The 18,401-nt window shown below is 57.5% G+C and carries 18 protein-coding genes and 1 pseudogene; 12 read left to right on the top strand and 7 right to left on the bottom strand.

Going from position 1 to position 18,401, the window contains the following annotated elements; genetic code table 11:
• Positions 1-110: 110 nt before the first annotated feature.
• On the top strand, positions 111-824 hold the full coding sequence (locus AC1ENN_RS06995) for a GDSL-type esterase/lipase family protein (RefSeq protein WP_480406919.1): 714 nt from the start codon (positions 111-113) through the stop codon (positions 822-824).
• 51 nt (positions 825-875) lie between these two features.
• Here the strand turns inward: AC1ENN_RS06995 and AC1ENN_RS06990 are convergent, their stop codons facing one another.
• A complete protein-coding gene (locus AC1ENN_RS06990) occupies positions 876-1,589 on the bottom strand; it encodes a LysR substrate-binding domain-containing protein (protein WP_449646646.1) in 714 nt (237 codons plus the stop codon).
• A gap of 37 nt (positions 1,590-1,626) precedes the next feature.
• On the opposite strand from AC1ENN_RS06990, the gene AC1ENN_RS06985 reads away from it, so the two are divergent.
• The 5 genes from AC1ENN_RS06985 to AC1ENN_RS06965 all read left to right on the top strand — a co-directional run bounded on the left by AC1ENN_RS06985 (position 1,627) and on the right by AC1ENN_RS06965 (position 6,772).
• Positions 1,627-1,989: a DUF5997 family protein gene (locus AC1ENN_RS06985; protein WP_449648173.1), complete on the top strand. Its 363-nt coding sequence runs from the start codon at positions 1,627-1,629 to the stop codon at positions 1,987-1,989.
• A 181-nt stretch (positions 1,990-2,170) separates the two neighbouring features.
• The gene (locus AC1ENN_RS06980; protein ID WP_449646645.1) at positions 2,171-3,271 is read left to right on the top strand and encodes a GAF domain-containing protein; all 1,101 of its coding nucleotides are present in this window, start codon (positions 2,171-2,173) and stop codon (positions 3,269-3,271) included.
• Positions 3,272-3,322: 51 nt separating this feature from the next.
• Positions 3,323-4,072 carry a DarT ssDNA thymidine ADP-ribosyltransferase family protein gene (locus AC1ENN_RS06975; RefSeq protein ID WP_449646644.1) on the top strand — a complete coding sequence of 250 codons (750 nt, stop codon included), beginning with the start codon at positions 3,323-3,325 and terminating at the stop codon, positions 4,070-4,072.
• 21 nt (positions 4,073-4,093) lie between these two features.
• Positions 4,094-5,413 carry a GNAT family N-acetyltransferase gene (locus AC1ENN_RS06970; protein WP_449646643.1) on the top strand — a complete coding sequence of 440 codons (1,320 nt, stop codon included), beginning with the start codon at positions 4,094-4,096 and terminating at the stop codon, positions 5,411-5,413.
• A gap of 60 nt (positions 5,414-5,473) precedes the next feature.
• Positions 5,474-6,772, top strand: a complete 1,299-nt coding sequence (locus tag AC1ENN_RS06965; RefSeq protein WP_480406918.1) for a M18 family aminopeptidase — start codon at positions 5,474-5,476, stop codon at positions 6,770-6,772.
• Between the two features lie 12 nt (positions 6,773-6,784).
• On the opposite strand, the gene AC1ENN_RS06960 is transcribed toward AC1ENN_RS06965, so the two are convergent.
• Positions 6,785-7,537: a ZIP family metal transporter gene (locus AC1ENN_RS06960; protein WP_480392139.1), complete on the bottom strand. Its 753-nt coding sequence runs from the start codon at positions 7,535-7,537 to the stop codon at positions 6,785-6,787.
• Positions 7,538-7,629: 92 nt separating this feature from the next.
• Positions 7,630-8,094, bottom strand: a pseudogene (locus tag AC1ENN_RS06955) (RNase H family protein); the annotation flags it as partial.
• 126 nt (positions 8,095-8,220) lie between these two features.
• Between AC1ENN_RS06955 and AC1ENN_RS06950 the strand changes: the two are divergent.
• The 3 genes from AC1ENN_RS06950 to AC1ENN_RS06940 all read left to right on the top strand — a co-directional run bounded on the left by AC1ENN_RS06950 (position 8,221) and on the right by AC1ENN_RS06940 (position 10,916).
• A complete protein-coding gene (locus AC1ENN_RS06950) occupies positions 8,221-8,994 on the top strand; it encodes an ABC transporter ATP-binding protein (RefSeq protein ID WP_449646640.1) in 774 nt (257 codons plus the stop codon).
• Positions 8,995-9,011: 17 nt separating this feature from the next.
• On the top strand, positions 9,012-10,547 hold the full coding sequence (locus tag AC1ENN_RS06945) for a transporter (protein ID WP_449646639.1): 1,536 nt from the start codon (positions 9,012-9,014) through the stop codon (positions 10,545-10,547).
• A 69-nt stretch (positions 10,548-10,616) separates the two neighbouring features.
• Positions 10,617-10,916 carry a hypothetical protein gene (locus AC1ENN_RS06940; protein WP_480406917.1) on the top strand — a complete coding sequence of 100 codons (300 nt, stop codon included), beginning with the start codon at positions 10,617-10,619 and terminating at the stop codon, positions 10,914-10,916.
• 57 nt (positions 10,917-10,973) lie between these two features.
• Here the strand turns inward: AC1ENN_RS06940 and AC1ENN_RS06935 are convergent, their stop codons facing one another.
• Both AC1ENN_RS06935 and AC1ENN_RS06930 read right to left on the bottom strand, forming a co-directional pair.
• Positions 10,974-11,258 (bottom strand): GNAT family N-acetyltransferase, encoded by a 285-nt coding sequence (locus AC1ENN_RS06935; RefSeq protein ID WP_449646637.1) that lies wholly within the window; start codon positions 11,256-11,258, stop codon positions 10,974-10,976.
• Positions 11,259-11,267: 9 nt separating this feature from the next.
• Complete coding sequence (locus tag AC1ENN_RS06930) at positions 11,268-11,753, bottom strand: glutathione peroxidase (protein WP_449646636.1); 486 nt, start codon at positions 11,751-11,753, stop codon at positions 11,268-11,270.
• Positions 11,754-11,874: 121 nt separating this feature from the next.
• Between AC1ENN_RS06930 and AC1ENN_RS06925 the strand changes: the two genes are divergently transcribed.
• From AC1ENN_RS06925 to AC1ENN_RS06915, 3 genes are all read left to right on the top strand, one after another.
• Positions 11,875-12,813 carry a J domain-containing protein gene (locus tag AC1ENN_RS06925; RefSeq protein WP_449646635.1) on the top strand — a complete coding sequence of 313 codons (939 nt, stop codon included), beginning with the start codon at positions 11,875-11,877 and terminating at the stop codon, positions 12,811-12,813.
• 99 nt (positions 12,814-12,912) lie between these two features.
• A complete protein-coding gene (locus AC1ENN_RS06920; protein ID WP_480406916.1) occupies positions 12,913-14,181 on the top strand; it encodes an APC family permease in 1,269 nt (422 codons plus the stop codon).
• A gap of 38 nt (positions 14,182-14,219) precedes the next feature.
• On the top strand, positions 14,220-14,936 hold the full coding sequence (locus AC1ENN_RS06915) for an endonuclease/exonuclease/phosphatase family protein (protein WP_449648172.1): 717 nt from the start codon (positions 14,220-14,222) through the stop codon (positions 14,934-14,936).
• A gap of 1 nt (position 14,937) precedes the next feature.
• Here AC1ENN_RS06915 and AC1ENN_RS06910 read toward each other — a convergent pair whose 3' ends face one another.
• Entirely contained in the window at positions 14,938-16,401 is a 1,464-nt protein-coding gene (locus tag AC1ENN_RS06910; protein ID WP_480406915.1) for a SulP family inorganic anion transporter, read from the bottom strand.
• A 278-nt stretch (positions 16,402-16,679) separates the two neighbouring features.
• Entirely contained in the window at positions 16,680-18,380 is a 1,701-nt protein-coding gene (locus AC1ENN_RS06905; RefSeq protein ID WP_480406914.1) for an ABC1 kinase family protein, read from the bottom strand.
• Positions 18,381-18,401 lie beyond the last annotated feature (21 nt).

Raw genomic sequence — 18,401 nt, 5'->3', positions numbered from 1 at the left:
CTCATAACGATGTTATGATCCGCATAATTAGACTGCCCCTCCCGCTGGGACATTTACATCGCAACCACCTGAGCGATGCGCTCCGATATACCCGAAACGGAGAACAAGAGATGTTCGCCACGCTAGGACATATCGTGATGAAGTCATTCATGCTTGTGTGGTTATATACCTCACCACATTCGTGGCGAGGTCTTCCTGTGCCTGAAGCTGGTCCGCCCGTGGTAGTTGACGGACCCAATTCTCGGAATATTCTCCTGTGCGGTTCGGGCGTCGTTGTCGGCTACGGGGTTGCATCTCATGAGCTCGCCCTCGGGGGTTCGCTCGCTCGCTCGCTCGCCGCCATCACGGGTCGCGGCACTCAAGTGGCGACAATCGCCGGCGCCAGGCTGTCCCCTAAAGCAGCACAGTCACTCCTCACGCCTCAAACACTCAGCGAAACGGATGCCGTAGTACTGTCGTTCGGAACTTTCGACCTTCTCTCTTTTCGCCCCGCACGAACGTGGGGTCGACGCATCGGCGAGCTGGTCGACTCGGTCCTTGCCAACACCACATCGCGTACGCAAGTCTTTGTTTTGGATTGCACTGCGCCAAAGATGTCGACCTTTACCGCCGCTTACCAGCGCCGTCTCTTGACGCTGACATCTGAATACAATGAACAAATTCGTCTACTCGTTGAACAACGACAACGTGTCTACCGGATCGATTTCGCGCCAGAGCCTGAAGATGCGGAAGCTATAGAGGGCCGGCAAAATTATCGAACTTGGGCTGACGCGATCGCTCCCGAAATTGCCGGGGCGCTCGACGGTCCAGGAGTGAAAGAGTAGCTAAACGATCACGCGCACGAGCTGGCGGCTCCGTATGTCGCGGTCGGCCCGCTAGCGTTTCTTGTTCTGACGCTTGCCCGGACGAGCCGGACGTCGTACGTTCGCTCGCGGGTATTTGACGCGAGGGCTCGCCTGACTAGGACGTTGCTGTTTCTTTGTTGCCGTTTTGTCCTGGCTAGCTTCCGCCGTTGCGTCAGCAGACTCTGAAGCCTTCGCTGTTCCCCGTGAACTCCGTGCAGTGCGTCCGCGAACGATGCCGATGAATTCTTCAACGTGCGGATCAACCGAACCGTCGCGCCACGCAACGGCGACCTGCCACTCTGGCCCGTCGTCGAGTAGCTTTGCCACGACATCCCGGCGCATCAGTGCTCGTGCTACCGACTGCGGCATAATGGCCACTCCCACATTGGCAGCAACAAGTTCTGTTGCCTCTGACCAGCCACCAGATAACTCATTCTCAGCGCTAAGTTCGGAACGATTGACCGACTCCGACTTAGCCAGTGCGTGTTCCTTAGGGACAACCACGACGGCACGTTCTGTGTAGAGCGGGATTGCGGCTAGCGGACGATCGCCATCGAAATCTAAATCGATAGGTAGACGCAGGAGGGCGACGTCGGCGGCGCCGCTGTGCAGCATGGCCAATGCCTCTTCTTGCTCGCTTGCTACAAGATTCAGAGCGACATCGACGAGACGCTCATTCCAGACGCGTGCCCATTTGCCCGGGGTCGCACCGAGAACGAAGGCAACAGTGAATGACGAAGGCATGGGTTCAGGTTAGTCTTGGGGCGTGCCAGTTCAGACCATGAAGCCCGCGACAGCCGCCAAAAAGCTCGGTATTTATCTGCCAGCAACCCCAGAAGAGTTCCGTGACTCCGAAATTAGTCGCGAAGAACTTGCAGCGCTGCTCGAATCACCTCCGGAATGGTTAGCACAATTGCGCCGCGAAGGGCCCCATCCTCGACAGGTTGTTGCTCAAAAACTCGGGGTTTCGACATCGGGACTCGCCCGTGCAGGAGCGCCCGACGTGATGACAACTTCAGAGATCAAATCGCTTCTCGTCGAAATGCCGCAATGGCTCGTTGAGGAGCGATCGGTTCACGCCGCGGTCAACGAAGAGAATGCACGGATCAAGGCCGAACGCTCTGCGAAGGCCGCTCGTAAATAATCATCAGTTTTCCTCATTCTGCTAGTTCTGAAAAGTATTCAGGTCTATACTTTGTAGCTTGAGTGCGTCCGTGTCTGGACGTTCGGGTGGGGATCGATTGTTTCGTAGCTATGCTGCGCTATTGGCGTGGCCTTTAGTCAAGCTTTGTCTTGCGCTAATTCCGCAGAGTTGGCGGACCCTTGTGGTGCCCACAGATGACCCGCGCGCTGAAGCAGTTGGCCCGGATCCCGACCGCGTGCTGCTGCTTGGTCCGGGAAAGTCAGCTGGATTCGGAGTTGCTACGCACGAGCTGGGCCTCGGCGGTCACCTCGCCCGTGAACTTTCCGCACTCACCAAACGCGGGTGCAGCGTCGACATCGTCTCCGACCCTTCCATGTCCGCTGCAGACATCCGTGTCATCATTGGCTGGGCGCGTCTAGAGAAATTTGATGCACTTGTGCTGACCTTGGGAGGAGCAGACACCATACGGATGCGCTCGCTCTTTGTGTGGCGGCGAGACGTGTCAGCGCTGCTCGACGCTATCAAAGACAGCGGGGGAGGTGCACTTCACAGTTTCATCGTGGGGATTGCACCCGCCGACGAGTTGCTTACGCTGCCCGCCATGCTGCTCCGCATTGTCAATATGAATATCGCCAAGCTCAACGCCATAATTGAACAGCTCTGTGCGGCGCGAGCGGGCATCACATTTGTTCCCGCAACTCCACCGTCGGATTCCGCTAGCATTCCGTTTGCAAGCCACACCTACGCGCACTGGGCGCACGAGCTGGCTCCAGTAATTGCTGCTCGACTCGCAGATGGCGCCGTTCAGCCCTCAAATTGGTCGTCGAATACCGATCGTCCAGCATTCGACGATTCCGCACTCTCAATTGGGTCGGTGTCGAACTCGCTTGAGACGATCACTCAGTCCGCTCGAGTCATGTTTAACACTACGGGCGCTGCGGTTACGTTTCACGATCAAGAAACGTTCTGGTTCACCTCCACCTCAGGTGTTGGCGACATGCGGCGTGACGAAGCAGGGGACTTCTGCAGCGCGGCATTTGTCGCCCAAGGTCTCGTCGTATTGCAAGACACTCTCAAGGATCCTCGGTTCTCCGATCACCCCTGGGTTCTGAGGGGGCCGCGTATCCGGTTCTATGCCAGCTACCCGATTTCGGCACCTAACGGCGATGTTGTAGGCGCTGTCTGCATCTTCGATACTGGACCCCGCACGTTCGATTCGAGCCACGAATCACTACTCCGGGAGTTGGCCATGCGAGCAGCGTCGGCAATACAGCGACGATAATTGCCGTACCTTGGGAACGGAGGTCATTTCTGAACTCCGAGAAAGGACCCAATGAGTGGCACCGAGTGCATCCACGGCTTCGAGAATCAATTGTGCGATTCCTGCTTCCCCAAGGCTGCCCCTGCCAAGCCAGTGACGCGGGCAACAACGTCATCGCGTACCAAACGCGTACCTGGTGCGCCACGAGCGTCAAGCAATAAGCTCCCGGTCCTGGCCGATCAGCGGGCCTATCACGTCACGCACATCAGCAATCTCGAAAATATTCTTCGTACGGGACAACTGGTTGCTGCAGCTCAAATCGAAACTCCGATCTTAGACATCAGTTCGCCTCTTACTCGTGAACTTCGCAGCACAGCCTCGCTTAGCACGGGGGAGTCGGTCGACCGTTACGTGCCATTCAGCCTCGTACCTGAGTCAAGTGCATGGCGTGAGCTGCGGGATGGCGCAATGGAGCCACGGTGGTCGGATGCCGCACGTGCAGCATCATCGACAGATTTCGTTTTTTTGGTAACAACCATTCGTGCTCTCGGTGATGACGCGGTGCTTGCCGATGGTGACGCTTCTGCATCGCTCACTCGGTTTGCCGCTGATGAAGAAACCAAGACGCGAATGCTGGGGAATTTGCGCGCCGACGAACTCACGGAGGATGCTGAAGTTCTGATTCATGGTTCATTTGCCTTCGACGAAGTGCAGCTTGTTGGTGTAGCTAGTGACCGCGCTCGAGATCGTGTGAAGCAACTGCTCGATTCTGCATCCTTCGCGACCAAAGTGGCGGTCTACCCGCCATGGTTCATTCAGTAGGGTACGCGGTAGCGTTGGTGCATGACGAATGACTTTTCTACGCACCCCGTTGATGAGACTTCAGCAGCTTCGCTCGCCAGTCGCGGCCTGCGTTACGGTCTAGTTGACTCCTCCAATCGGGAGGCTTTTGCTGCCTGGTTTCAGGCGGACTCTCGAGGTTTTCATGGTCCGGTCATGTCTCAAGAACAGGTCGACTCCAACTTTGAGGGAGTGACCTACCGGCGCACTGTTGGTGTGTGGGATGACAGCCTGATTTCGCCAGAGGTCCCGGTGGCAACTACCAGCTCATGGACTGAACAACTGACAGTTCCTGGCGGTCGCAGCATTGATGCGTGGGCAATCAGTTCGGTTACGGTGTCCCCAACTCACCGGCGCCGAGGCGTCGCCAGATCGCTGCTCGAAGGCGAGTTGCGTTCCGCAGCGAGCATGGGGCTGCCGATGGCTATGCTCACCGTCTCGGAGTCCACTATCTACGGGAGATTCGGCTTCGGACCTGCAGTGTTTGCCGCAGATCTCACTATTGACTCCACCCGCGCAACGTTCAGATCCTCGGAGCGTCGTGGCAAGTTGCAGCCGGTCTCGCCGTCTGAATTCAGCAACGATGCACCCAACATTTTTGATCGCATTCGTCTTGCGACTCCCGGCCAAATAGGGGTGTGGCCTTTGCGATGGGAGCAAATCGCTGGTCTAGCTCCTGGCGACGAGGAGTACACCAAGAAAACTCGTGTCGTGAGGTTCGACGATGACGGCGGAACTCCTCGCGGCTTTGTTGTTTATCGAGTGAGTGGTGGTGGGCTTGATATCACCAATCATTCGCTCACAGTCGATTATCTTCTCTCGGAGACTGCCGAAGCCTACGAGGCCCTGTGGCGCTACGTTCTCGAGGTCGACTTGGTGCGCGAAGTTAAATCCGAACTCCGTTCCGTCGCTGAACCGCTCCTCTGGCACCTCTCCGACATGCGGGCTGTCACAGCGACTCCCATCGACCACTTGTGGTTGCGCATCCTCGATGTTCCTGCCTCGCTCACTGCGCGGCAATATACCAGCTCCTCGCGCATCGCCTTTGATGTCTCGGATACGCTCGGTTTCGCTAACGGGCGCTTCCTCCTTGAAACGGATGACGAGGGAACCCCACAGGTGTCCCATTTGGACGAACTTCCTGCAAATACCGCTGCCGTCGAGCTCTCAGTGAACGAACTCAGTTCGCTGTATCTCGGGGGAGTGACGGCCGAATCCCTCGTTGCCAGTGGCCGGATGCGCGAGCTCACTTCAGGCGCCGGTGCGACTATTGAACGTACTTTCCATTCACCGACTACACCGTGGTTGAGTATCTGGTTCTAATGCACCTTGATTCGTAGCGCTGCGAGACGGACGCTCATCTAACAGTGCGAGAATTGAGCCATGACTGCCGCTCTCGATCACGTAAACGATCTCGCACGCTTTGTATCCGCATCCCCATCGTCTTTTCACGCCGTGGCGGAAGCCGCTCGACGACTACGCGCTGCTGGCTTTAGCGAACTTCACGAGGCGGACGACTGGAATGGCGCCCGAACTCGCAAAGCGGCAAAGTACTTCGTGATTCGCGATGGCGCGATTGCAGCGTGGATTCAGCCGACGAAGGCCACCGCGACGACTCCTTTCCGCATCCTCGGAGCGCACACGGATTCCCCAAGCTTCAAGCTCAAGCCGAAGCCCACCACAGGCAATGAGGGAATGCTCCAGGCCGGGGTGGAGATTTATGGCGGCCCGTTGCTCAATTCTTGGCTTGACCGTGAGCTCGAGTTGGCCGGACGAATCATTTTCAATGATGGAACCTCCGAGCTGGTACGCACGGGTCCGTTGCTGCGTTTTCCGCAGCTCGCCGTACATCTGGACCGCAAGGTCAACGACGGCTTAACTCTGAAGCGTCAGATGCACATGAACCCCGTACTTGGCTTGGGGGAGTTGGGTGACGCCGACCTGCTTGAGCACCTCGCATCGCTTCTCTCAACCGAGTCAACAAAGCGCTCCGCCGCTGATATCGACGGCTACGACATTGTCGTTGCCGATACAGCAACTCCCGCAGTTTTCGGCCTTGATGAAAAGCTGTTTGCTTCTGGGCGACTCGACAATTTGTCGTCGGTTCACGCCGGTCTCGTTGCACTCGTTGCGCTGTCAACCAAGCTTGATCACATTCCCGTATTTGTCGCGTTTGATCACGAAGAGGTTGGGTCAGCAACACGTTCAGGTGCCGGTGGGCCTTTCCTCGCCGATCTTCTTGCTCGAATCGGTGGCGGACTTGGTGGTTCCGATACTGATCGGATGCGAGCCGTCGCCGAATCATGGTGCCTTTCGTCTGACGCGGGTCACGCCGCACACCCCAACTATCCCGAGCGGCACGATCCTGCTAATCGGCCACGACTTGGCGGGGGACCGCTGTTGAAGATCAACGCGAACCAGCGCTACGCGACTGATGGTGTTGGCGCAGCGGAGTGGGCGCGCGCTTGCCGTCAGGCTGGTGTCGAGTACCAAGAATTTGTCTCAAATAATGACATGCCCTGCGGATCGACCATCGGGCCCATTACCGCGACCCGTCTAGGAATCCGCACGATCGACGTCGGACTTCCGCTGCTGTCGATGCATTCGGCTCGCGAGATGTGCGGGGTCGCAGATCCACTGGCATTGAGTAAGGCAATTTCGGCGTTCTTCTCGCCAGAGTAAAACGAGTCTGGGCTACCCGAGTTCGTGAAGCGCGAACGAAGTCAAAAAACCTACCGTGACAATCAGGCCAGTGATTGCTCTGTCGCGCGCAAAAGCTTCAGGGATCATGGTGTTCGAGAGCATTGCGAGGATGGCCCCGGCGGCGATAGTCGTCACAAACGCTATTGTGGACGGGCTCGCGGTTGCGAGAGCGAAAGTGCCAATCATCGCCGCAATTCCGCTCGCGACGGCGATACCGCCCCACACGCCGAAGACATAGCGAGCTGAGCGCCCCGACTGTTTCATTCCAGCGGAAGCAGAGAGCCCTTCTGGAACATTCGAGAGCCCGAAGGCCACGAGGAGTGACATGCTCACGCCTCCCGTTGCAACAACACTCAGCCCAAGAACGAGAGATTCGGGGATGCCGTCAAATAGTGCGCCGATGGCTATGGCTGTGCCACTTCCCTGTTTTTCGCTCTCCGACGATTGAAGGGTCGAGGAGCGTTTTCGGTGTTGCGCACCGAATCGTGCGAGCACACTGTCAGCAATTACGTAGAGAATCGCGCCAGCGAGACAGCCCGTGACTGTTGCACTGACGCCGCCGCCATCATTGGCTTCTTGAACTATTTCGTAGGCGAGCGTGGAGAGAAGCACCCCTGCTCCAAAAGCCATGATGCCCGCTGTGACGGATGCGGGTACCTTGATGAACCACGATACGAGGGCGCCGACAACGAGCATGGAACCCGAGACGAGGGCGGCACCACCGGCAATCAGAAAATCGGGCATGAGCTGGTCCTCCAGTGTTGTTTAGCGTGCGCCTAGAACAGTGGGGAGATCTCGTCTGAAAGAGAACTGCCGAGCGAAGCATCGCTAGCAGCAGCACCAGGGTATCCCGGGCCTACTGGGCACTCGCTGCGGCGTTGGAATGCTTCAGCTGCACCGCGCGCCCGAACGTCAGCAGCTTCATTGAGCGGATGCCCCACATGACCGCGAACCCATTCGAACCGGTACCGTCGCCCGACGATGGCGTCATCGATCTGCTTAAGAAGGTCGACATTCATGACGGGTTTGCCATCGCTCTTGCGCCAACCCTTTTTCTTCCAACCAGGCATCCATTTAGTGACCGAGTTGATCACGTATTGGCTGTCGCACAAGATCAGAAGGTCATCATCGACATGTGCGGTTGCGCGAAATAGCTGAAGCACGGCCATGAGCTCTCCTTGATTGTTCGTTGCATGATCCCAGCCACCGGCCGCCCACGTGCTCTCGTCGACGTACCAGGCCCACCCTGCTGGTCCGGGATTGCCCAGTGCTGAGCCATCGGCAGCGGCAGTAATCGTCATAACAACCTTTCATCGGTGCGTGCACGGTGTCGTTGGCACCGAACTATTCGACTCTAGTAGCTGCGCATCACCGCAGATTCTGGTGTCAGACGCACAATGAGCACCATTCGGTTTTAGGCTAGTGCCGTGCCCGATGCCAAAACTCTTTTGCCTGCCCTCGAAATCACCGGTCTGACCAAGCGCTTCGGTGAGAAGCTCGCTGTTAACGCGGTTGATCTGATTGTTCCCAGTGGCTCTTTTTTTGGACTTGTCGGCCCAAACGGTGCCGGTAAGACAACAACTCTTTCGATGGCAACTGGGCTCCTCCGGCCTGACTCTGGCACAGTGTCGGTTTATGGCGTTGATGTCTGGACCAACCTGGTGGAGTCAAAGAGGCGCCTTGGTGTTCTGAGCGATGGAGTACGACTTTTCGACAGACTCACCGGGCTGCAACTCGTCACCTACTCAGGGCTCCTCAGCGGCATGGAGCGGGCAGTCGTTGCGGAGCGTGCCGCCGATCTTCTTGAGCTCTTCGATCTCGAGGCTGCCGGCGGAACTCTTGTCGTCGATTACTCCGCTGGAATGACTAAGAAGATTGCCCTAGCCTGTGCGCTCATTCATGCGCCGCAAGTGCTCGTTCTTGACGAACCATTTGAGTCCGTCGATCCAGTGTCCGGGGCCAACATCCGCGATATTTTGCACGGATTCGTTGAGTCTGGCGGAACTGTCATCGTGTCGAGTCATGCCATGGACCTCGTGCAACGCATGTGCGATCACGTCGCGGTAATCGCTGATGGTCGTGTTCTCGCTTCGGGAACTACCGACGAAGTCCGGGGAGATTCGACGCTGGAAGACCGGTTCGTGGAACTCGTCGGTGGAAGACGTCACGGGAAGGGCCCCGAGTGGTTGCGCATCTCGTAAGGCTTCGGTTTCGGCTGTTGATCAACAGCCTCAGTCGAAGCCCGTGGCAGGCCGTTGCCGTCATCCTCGGCACCCTCTACGCCCTGTTTCTACTTGCGCTTGCCATCGTTGGCCTTTTCACCCTGAGTTTTGCCCCGGTCGAGGTCGGTCGCACGGTCAGTGTGCTTGGCGGCGCTGTGCTTCTACTCGGGTGGACCGTGCTTCCGCTGTTGAGTTCTGGCATCGATGAGACTGTTGAGCCCTCGAAGCTCGCTGTATTTCCCATCCAGACAAATACCCTCGTGCTTGCTCTCGCGATCAGTGGCTTGTTGGGAGTTCCCGGAGTGATCACGACTCTCGTGACTTTCTCGACGGGACTCATTTGGTGGCAAACTCCGCTGATCGGCGTTGTCGCTGTTATCTGCGGCGCGGTCGGGGCTTCCACCTGCATCATTGGGTCACGGATGCTCGCAGCTCTGACAGTGCGCATCTCCAGTGGGCGTCGTGCTCGCGAAGCGAAGACAATTTTGGTTTTGATCCCATTGATCTTGCTTGGCCCGGCGATACTGGGTATTTCTTCGCTATTGCGCGATTTCTCCGGGATCTTTCCCGCCATCGCTGGAGTCGTAGCGTGGACACCTCTTGGTGCCATCTGGGCGGTACCTGGCGATCTCGCGCTCGGCAACTATGGCTATGCCGTTCTCCATGCCCTCATGGGAATCGCCACTCTCGCAGTTTCGGTGTTCGTCTGGCGCTGGGCACTCGACCGTGCTCTTGAACGCCCTGGCCACTCGACTACCAGTACAGCAACTCGGCGAGGTCTCGGGTGGTTCAGAGTATTTCCTGGCACGGCAAGCGGTGCTGTCGCTGCTCGGGCGTTGACGTACTGGATTCGCGATCCGCGCTACACGCAGTCCCTGATAAGCGTTCCGCTTGTGCCAGCGCTCGTGTTTTTCTATAGCGGAGCGAGCGGCGATCTCACGGGATTGCTCTTTGTTGGGCCCATTGTCGCGGTGCTGCTCGGGATGTCCATTTATACGGATGTCTCATACGACAACACTGCTTTCAGCCTCCACCTCCAAACTGGCGTCAGCGGTCGCGCTGATCGTTGGGGAAGGGTGTTGGCGGTATCAACGTTTGCCATACCGGTCACCATTTTTCTGACCGTAGCAAGCGTCTGGGTCAGCAACAGCTGGGAGAGACTTCCTGGCCTTCTCGGCATCGCGCTCGGGCTGCTTCTGACCGGACTTGCGCTGTCATCGCTCGTATCAGGTCGCTTCGCATTCTCCGTTCCGGCCCCCGGTGATAATCCATTCAAGTCACGCCCAGGTGGCGGATTCACGTTAATGCTGTCCATGTTGGCCTCGTGGACAGCTTTGACGGTTTTGACGCTTCCTGAAATGATTCTGGCTCTGCTCGGCATCGCAACAGATCAACCGCTACTTGGATGGCTTGCCCTCGCTATCGGAGTAGGGCTCGGCACGGGGTTGCTCATCATTGGTGTTCGATGGGGCGGCAAACTAGTGGATAACCACGGTCCCGAGCTTCTTGTTCAGTTGCAGCGCCAAAAGTAGCTCCACAATTGTGACGCAGCGTCCAGCTAAGGGGCGTATTTTTTGCCCATGAGTGACGATCCATCTCGAATGAGAAACCAGCCGGCCCTGACCACTAATTCGGGAACGAGCTGGCTCATCGTCGGTGCCCTCTTTGCGGCGATCACTATCGCGATGCTTTCGGCACTGGCAACACTGCCGCCATCTGGATTAGCGTTCGCGACGATTGCAGTGATTTCCGCGCTCTATGCGGGGATGCTCATTGCACGATTGCTCGTGCGCACCCGAAAACTCCGCCTCAGATTAATCGCCGGGTGTTTTCTCGCGATCGCCCTAGTTGGGCTCGTGTCTGTGATTGTTATTGCTGCCGTGAACTGGGCACCACAGTAACGTCGAGACGGAAGAATCGTCGAGACAGAAGAATCGTCGCGGCAGAAGTAGCGGGAACTAGCGAGAGAGAAGTTCTGCACGAGTCGGATTGGCATCGAACCACTCGGCGATATACCAGCACATCGGCAGAACTCGTTTCGATGAATTCGATTCAACGTCGTCCATGGCGAATTTGACCAATTGTGCCGCATACCCTTTGCCGCGATGGGCGGGCTGAGTGTAGGTATGGTTGAACGAAATCGAGCCCCCCTGTGACCGATAGTCTGCGACAGCGACGAGCGCGCCATCGACGTTCATCACGTAGCGGTTCGAGTCAGCTTCATGCACAAATTGGGTAGTCATCGATCTACCCTATGCGGGGAGTGCTGCTTCAATTGCACCGACGATAGCGGGGTCATCCGGAACCACCGTCGGACGAAAGCGCTGCACTTCATTGTCGGGAGTGACCAAGAACTTCTCGAAGTTCCACGCGACGCGACCGGCCTTGCCTGCACTATCAGGAGTCTTCTTGAGCTCCGCGTAGAGCGGGTGAGCAGACTTGCCGTTGAGCTTCACTTTCTCGAACATGGGAAAAGTCACACCCCACGTCATGGAGCAATATTCTTTAATCGCGTCTTCACTCCCGAGTTCTTGCAAAAACTGGTTGCTCGGAAAACCCAAGACTGCGAATCCACGCTCGCCATAGGTCTTTTGTAGTTGTTCGAGCTGCTCGTATTGCGGTGCGAGGCCGCAACGCGAAGCTACGTTGACGATGAGAACCACCTTGTCGCGAAAATCAGCGAGCGAGGTTGTGGAGCCATCAATAGTGGTCAGAGGGATGTCGCGAAGTTCAGTCACACGATAACGCTACGCCTGCAGGCTGGGCACTCGCCTACGACATCCCGTGTGTTACCAGCGAGGTTCGGTAATGTGGGGGATTCACCCGAAACTGCGTCAGCCACCCAGCGAAAGCGAGTCCATGCCCGATAGCCCCTTGTCAGCGAGTGCCTACGAGGTGCTTGGTGTTGAGGCCTCGGCTAGTGACGCTGAGCTTAAGAAGGCTTTTCGTCGTGCGCTTCGGCAGACTCACCCCGATACTGGGGGAAATCCCGAGAAGTTTGCCGCCGTTCAGCGTGCGTGGGAACGCGTGGGAACTCCGGAGAAACGGCGCGGCTACGATGCCGTCTTCTCTTCCCGCTCGACTTCACCCCAATCTTCTCGTCCGTCGTACGCCGCCGGCACGAGCACAAACTCTCGCGAAAGCTCTCGCCCGAAGGCTCGGGCCTACGGGCATCCAGGCGGATGGCGACGGGAGCGTTTTCTTGACGGCATGCGCGAGTGGGTTGGCCGGGGAGTCAGCCTCGATGATCCTTACGATCCGGCTCTCGTCAGAGGAGCACCGCGCGAACTGCGTCGAACACTCGCGGATGCCTTCGCCGAAGAGGCAACTGCTCGTACGATTAGCACTCTCGGAATCGGATTCACCGTGTGGCATGACATCGCGACGGGAGCCCCCGACCGCAAGATTGATCACGTCGTTCTCGGGCCCACCGGACTATTCGCGATGCTCTCCGAAGACTTTGGTGGACCGATAAAGGTTCGCCGCGGCGAGCTAATCGGACCCGCTGTCCAGCCAGAGAAACCCATGCACGAGTTGTCCTCTCGAGCGAAGGCGCTGAGTCGTCAGCTGAAGGTCGCATTCACCTGTTTCGTGATAGTCGTTCCCGATGAAGCCCTCGCTCAACCGCAGGTTTCTCTTGGAACCGTTCGAGGACAACCAGCAATCGTGGTGCGTCAGAGCGTTCTCGCACACTTACTGCGCACCGGTCCTGAAATTCCCGGTACCCGACATCTTGGCGGCAATGAGCTTTTCGACGTACGCACCAGGCTCAGTAATGGAATTTCCTTCGTCGACTAGAACGTAGTCCCCAACGTTTCTCAGTTCGTTGCACACTGTTCACCCGACGATCGATGTCGCGCGCCTCTGGCCCAACTCCGCCACGAGTATGGTGATCTTGTGAATACACACGCCACGCTTGCTCGGCGGTTGACCACATTTGACGCCACGATGATTGGTCTTGGCTCAATGATTGGTGCCGGGGTATTCGCCGCATTCGTGCCAGCCGCACACGCCGCCGGTGGTGGGCTAGTGATCGGCCTGCTAATTGCGGCAGCGGTGGCGTGGAGCAACGCCGCGGCCTCCGCGCAACTTGCCGCCGTGCATCCAGTAGCCGGAGGTACATATGCCTACGGCCGGGCACAGCTCGGTCCGTGGTGGGGGTTCTTCGCCGGCTGGTCATTTGTGATCGGCAAGACAGCAAGTTGTGCCGCTATGGCACTGGTGTTTGCGGCCTACATCGCACCGGCTGGTTGGGAAAAGCCCACTGCCATCGCTGCGGTCGTGTCCCTCACCGCGGTGAATTTACTCGGGGTGACACGCACTGCACTCGCGACAAAAGTCATGGCCACCGCCGTCATTATGGTGCTAATCGGCGTTCTCATTGCGACGATCAGCTCGTCCTCCTTCACCCCTCAGCTCTTTTCACTTGTCGACGACACCAGCGTCTACGGGATACTCCAGTCGGCCGGGATACTATTCTTTGCCTTCGCTGGCTACGCCCGTATCGCGACCCTTGGCGAAGAAGTTCTGGCGCCCCAACGCTCAATTCCTCGCGCGATCATGATCGCACTCGCTATCACCGTAGCTCTCTACGTTGCTCTCGGAGTAGTCATGCTCTCTGTGCTTGGAGTGGATGGGCTAGCTCACTCGAAAGCACCGGTCGCCGATGTAGCCAACGCGGTTGGATGGGGATGGGCATCCGGCCTCATCTCGCTAACAGCGGGCGTTGCTTCACTCGGCGCACTACTGGCTCTGATGGCCGGCATCAGCCGGACGACGTTTGCCATGGCGCGAAACAGCGATGTGCCACCGTGGCTGGGCGCGGTTCACCCTCGATTCGCCGTGCCTCACCGTGCGGAGATTTTCCTTGCGATCATCGTCATCGTGGTGATTCTCCTAGCTGACCTTCGAGGGGCGATTGCCTTCTCGTCGTTTGGAGTTCTGCTTTACTACTGTGTAGCGAACGTCGCAGCTTTTACTCAGCCCACAGCACAACGCCGTGTACCGCGACTCATCAATGTTCTTGGGGCGGCGGGATGCGTCCTGCTGGTGGCGACGTTACCTGTCATGGGCATTGCTGTTGGGGCTGTCATCCTGATCCTAGGGATTCCTGTGCGTTTGTTGTCGAATCGACAATCTCCCGCACTTTCAGATCATGGCGCATAGGCTAGTTCTCTCTTAAGAAAGAGGTATTTGGATTCGTGATTCGCGTAATTAGCTACAACCTCCGCAAAAATAAAGCAGCCACCGAATTGGCGAAGCTCGCAGAAACACCCGACCTCGATGCCCTGTGCCTCCAAGAGGTCATTTCATCTGAGCTTCCCACTGAGATTGGTGACCTGCACCTTGCCGACTCAACCAAAAACAACCGGCTGGGACTTGCCGTCTACTATCGGCGAGGACGATACGAGCAAACTGCGAGCCAAGCGTTTGAACTCAAGAAGTCGCTTCATGACCGAATCTTCACGCCGACCCCTGAGCGCCTCGTAGGTTCGCGACTCATCGATCGCGACTCCGGACACGAGCTTGTGCTTGCTTCGTTCCACGCCGCTCCGCTCACCGCCCTCAACTCGTTGCGGCGCAACCAAATAAAGGCCGCTCACGAACTACTGCAGACGCTCGGTTCAGGCGCGCCGATCCTCATGGTCGGTGATTACAATTACCCTCTGTTTAAAGATGGCCTCACCCAGAAGGTGAAAAAGACTGGTTACGACCTGTCTCTCAGCGACCGTATGACCTACACGAATTATAAATTCTTCCGCGGGCACTTCGACTTTGTCACGTCTCAGGGCTTCACGATCGAAGGTGTAGAAACTCTGACCCGAGGTTCTTCAGATCATCTACCCATCTTGGTCACGGCGGCGTACGGAACAGCCAACACCCACCACTCCACTATTTCTGTGGAGCCTCTCGCAAACTGAGTTAGCCTTCGCCCCCGAGGTTTCCCGCAAGACGCTCGTGCATATACTGACTGGCTTCATTGAGGCCAATCAGTACAACGCGCTTTCCGAGGCGCTCGTACTTCGTAGTGATTGCATCAAGGGCGGCAACTGTGGAGGCGTCCCAAATATGGGAGTTTGACATATCGATGATGACCCGATCAGGGTCATCCGAATACTCGAACTGCGTCGTCAGGTCGTTGCTGGAGGCGAAGAAGAGTTCGCCATTCACACGGTAATACGCGGTAGGAACCGTCTCATCTTCGGGCAAAGTGCGTTCGACTGTCGCAAAGTGAGCAACGCGACGAGCAAAGGCCACCATCGCTACGATGACTCCAACGAGAACGCCAACCGCAAGGTTGTGAGTTGCGACAACCACGACGACCGTCGCTACCATAACGACAGTCTCGCTCAGGGGCATGCGCTTGAGAGTCGAGATCTGCACGCTGTGCCAGTTGAAAGTCGACACCGCGACGATGATCATCACAGCGACGAGTGCAGCCATCGGGATGATGGCAACGACGTCGCCAAGTACGACAACCAGAATGAGCAAGAAGATACCAGCCAAGAACGTCGAGATGCGGGTTCGAGCCCCGGATGCCTTGACGTTGATCATGGTTTGACCAATCATCGCGCATCCGCCCATTCCGCCGAACAGACCAGAGAGCACATTCGCTACGCCCTGACCCCAAGCTTCACGAGTTTTGCGAGAGTGAGTGTCTGTGATGTCGTCGACAAGTTTTGCCGTCAACAGCGACTCAAGGAGCCCAACTAGCGCCATCGCGAGGGCAAACGGGCCGATTATTTGCACCGTCTCCCACGTGAGAGGGACATTCGGGATGAACAGCTCAGGAAGACTGCGAGGGAGCTCGCCCTGGTCCCCGACGTTGGGCACTGCGATCGCCATAGTGACAGTGGCGATGGTGATCAGGACGATGGCTACCAGCGGAGCAGGAATGACCCTAGTGAAGCGCGGCATCAGCACCATGATGATCAGGCCGACACCGACGAGGGGGTAAACCATCCACGGCACATTAATGAGGTGGGGCAACTGCGCCATGAAGATCAAAATTGCGAGGGAGTTCACGAAGCCGAGCATCACGCTCCGGGGGATAAACCGCATGAGCTTCGCGACGCCCAGTACACCCATGATGACTTGAAGTAGCCCACCCAGAATTACCGTCGCAATGAAGTAGTCCATGCCGTATTCGCGGGCGACGGGCGCGATCACCAAAGCGATCGCTCCCGTCGCGGCGGTGATCATCGCTGGCCGACCGCCGAGGAATGCGATCGACACGGCCATAACGAAAGAAGAGAAGAGCCCGACTCGAGGGTCGACGCCCGCGATGATCGAGAACGAAATGGCTTCAGGAATCAAAGCTAATGCGACAACCAACCCCGCCAGTACCTCGCGGGTGAGGATTCGCGGTGTGCGCAAAGCCGTCATGACTGAGGGTTCGGCGCGGTAGCGATTAGGACGAGGCGATTGTGCGATGGCGATAATATTCTCCTGCGAAAGGCGCCACACGCGGGCGCGGTGTACTGAATGCTTGAGGAGCCTAGGTGCGAGATATGCACGGCTGAATACCAGCGACATTGCCGGCTAGAGACCAGAGGTAGCCTGGCTAGACAAGAGCGGACAACAGCAGATTCGACTGGGTCCTTCTAACACGATAGCCGATCGCACAGATTCGCGGGTGACTCCCAGCGATCCCTTCGCGGGGATTAGAAGCGACGGCTAGTCGATAATATCCCGCCGAGTACGGCGTGCAGGAGGGGCAGAAGCGACACAATCATGAGTACGACGCCGAAATTCGGCTCCGTTGGCTTCAGCAGGATGCCCCCAATGAGTAGTCCGGCGAACAAGACAGCGGACAACACTCGTCGCACGAGCTGCTCCACCACCCGCAACCGTTTGTCGACGCTTGGCGTCTCTACCGCTAGTTGACCACGCTGCATAAGCGTCGCAACGCTCTCCAGCTGCTGAGGCAGTCGCAGAAGGAGGCCAGCGGAGGAGAGCGCTTGCTTCGCAAACTCCTTGATGGTTCCGCTACCTTCATCGACAGCGAGGCGCTGGGCGAACGGCTCAATCGCCGTCCAGACGTTGTACTTCGAGTTCAGGTTGCTAGCCACGCCAGAAGTCACCGAGACCGAGCGGATGATCAGCAAGAAGTTCTCGGGGAGCTGGAACGGCATTGTCCGCACCACTTCACTGAACTCGTTTCCAAAGGCCCGGAATTCTTGCGGGTCGACTTTTTGGAGCTCGCTAAATCCCATTCCCCCGAAACGGTCGAATAGTTCACCCATCGCGCGTTCGAGAGGCGCAGTCTCTGCGGTACGAAGCAGGATGCCCATATCTCGAACGCTGGCAACAAGGCCTGGGGCGTCTCTCGCGGCCGCGGCAATGATGAGTCGTTGTAGTCCGCGGCTGAGGTTTTCGGGCACTTCGCCCATCATTCCAAAGTCAATGAACGTGAGCGTCCAATCAGGGGTGGATTGGTCAATTCGTTCTGGGTCCGCTGGAGTGACGAATATGTTGCCAGGGTGCGGGTCGGCGTGGAAGAACCGGTGCATAAAAAGTTGCTCAAACATCGCACGCGATAATTCATCGGCGACTTCGGCTGGGTCGATACCAGCCTCTTCGAGGCGCTGCACGTCGTTGATTTTGATCGCCGTCGCGTCAGAGAGCGTCAGGATACGTCGCGTGGAACGCTCCCACACCACCACGGGTGCCTCTACTCGCGGGTCATCAGCAAAGTTGTCTGCGAATCTTTCGGCGTTGCTTCCCTCATTGAGGTAGTCAATCTCGCGCAGACTAATGATTGCGAATTCTTCGAGAAGCGCTGGCAAATCCACGCGTCGCGAGATGAAGCGCACACGACTCAGCCACCACGCAACACGCCGAAGGGCCGAGAGATCGACCTCAATTATTTCGCCGATTCCCGGGCGCTGCACCTTGACCACTACATCGCTAAACCCGACATCCGTCGCCTCCGACGGTGTCAGGCGCGCGCGATGAACTTGACCAAACGAGGCAGCAGCAATGGGGGTTGAGTCGAAGAACGCGTAAGCACGCTCAAGGGGGAGCCCGAGTTCGCGCTCAGCGCTCTTTACGATCAAAGCAAAGTCGACCGCTGGCACTTCATCCTGAAGTCCCTCTAGCTCTCGAGTGATTTCAGCCGGCAACACATCAAGGCGGGAGGACATAAATTGTCCGACCTTGATCATGAGACCGCCTAAATCGACGGCGAGGGTGTGGAAGTTTCGGGCGATGTGAGCCGCGCGTGCAAGTCGGCGGCGGGCGGCGATCCGTTCGAGACCGAACCGGGGGAGTACGAGTTCAAACCACCATTCGAGAACCATGTACCGAGCAGCGAAACGCAGTATCCGACGATAGCGGGCGCGCAGCTGTCTGGTCTCGGTCATGAATTCTCCCTAGTGCCGACT

It is taken from the genome of Rhodoglobus sp. G.S.23, assembly GCF_056675935.1.
This window is presented reverse-complemented; position numbering and strand designations above follow the sequence as displayed.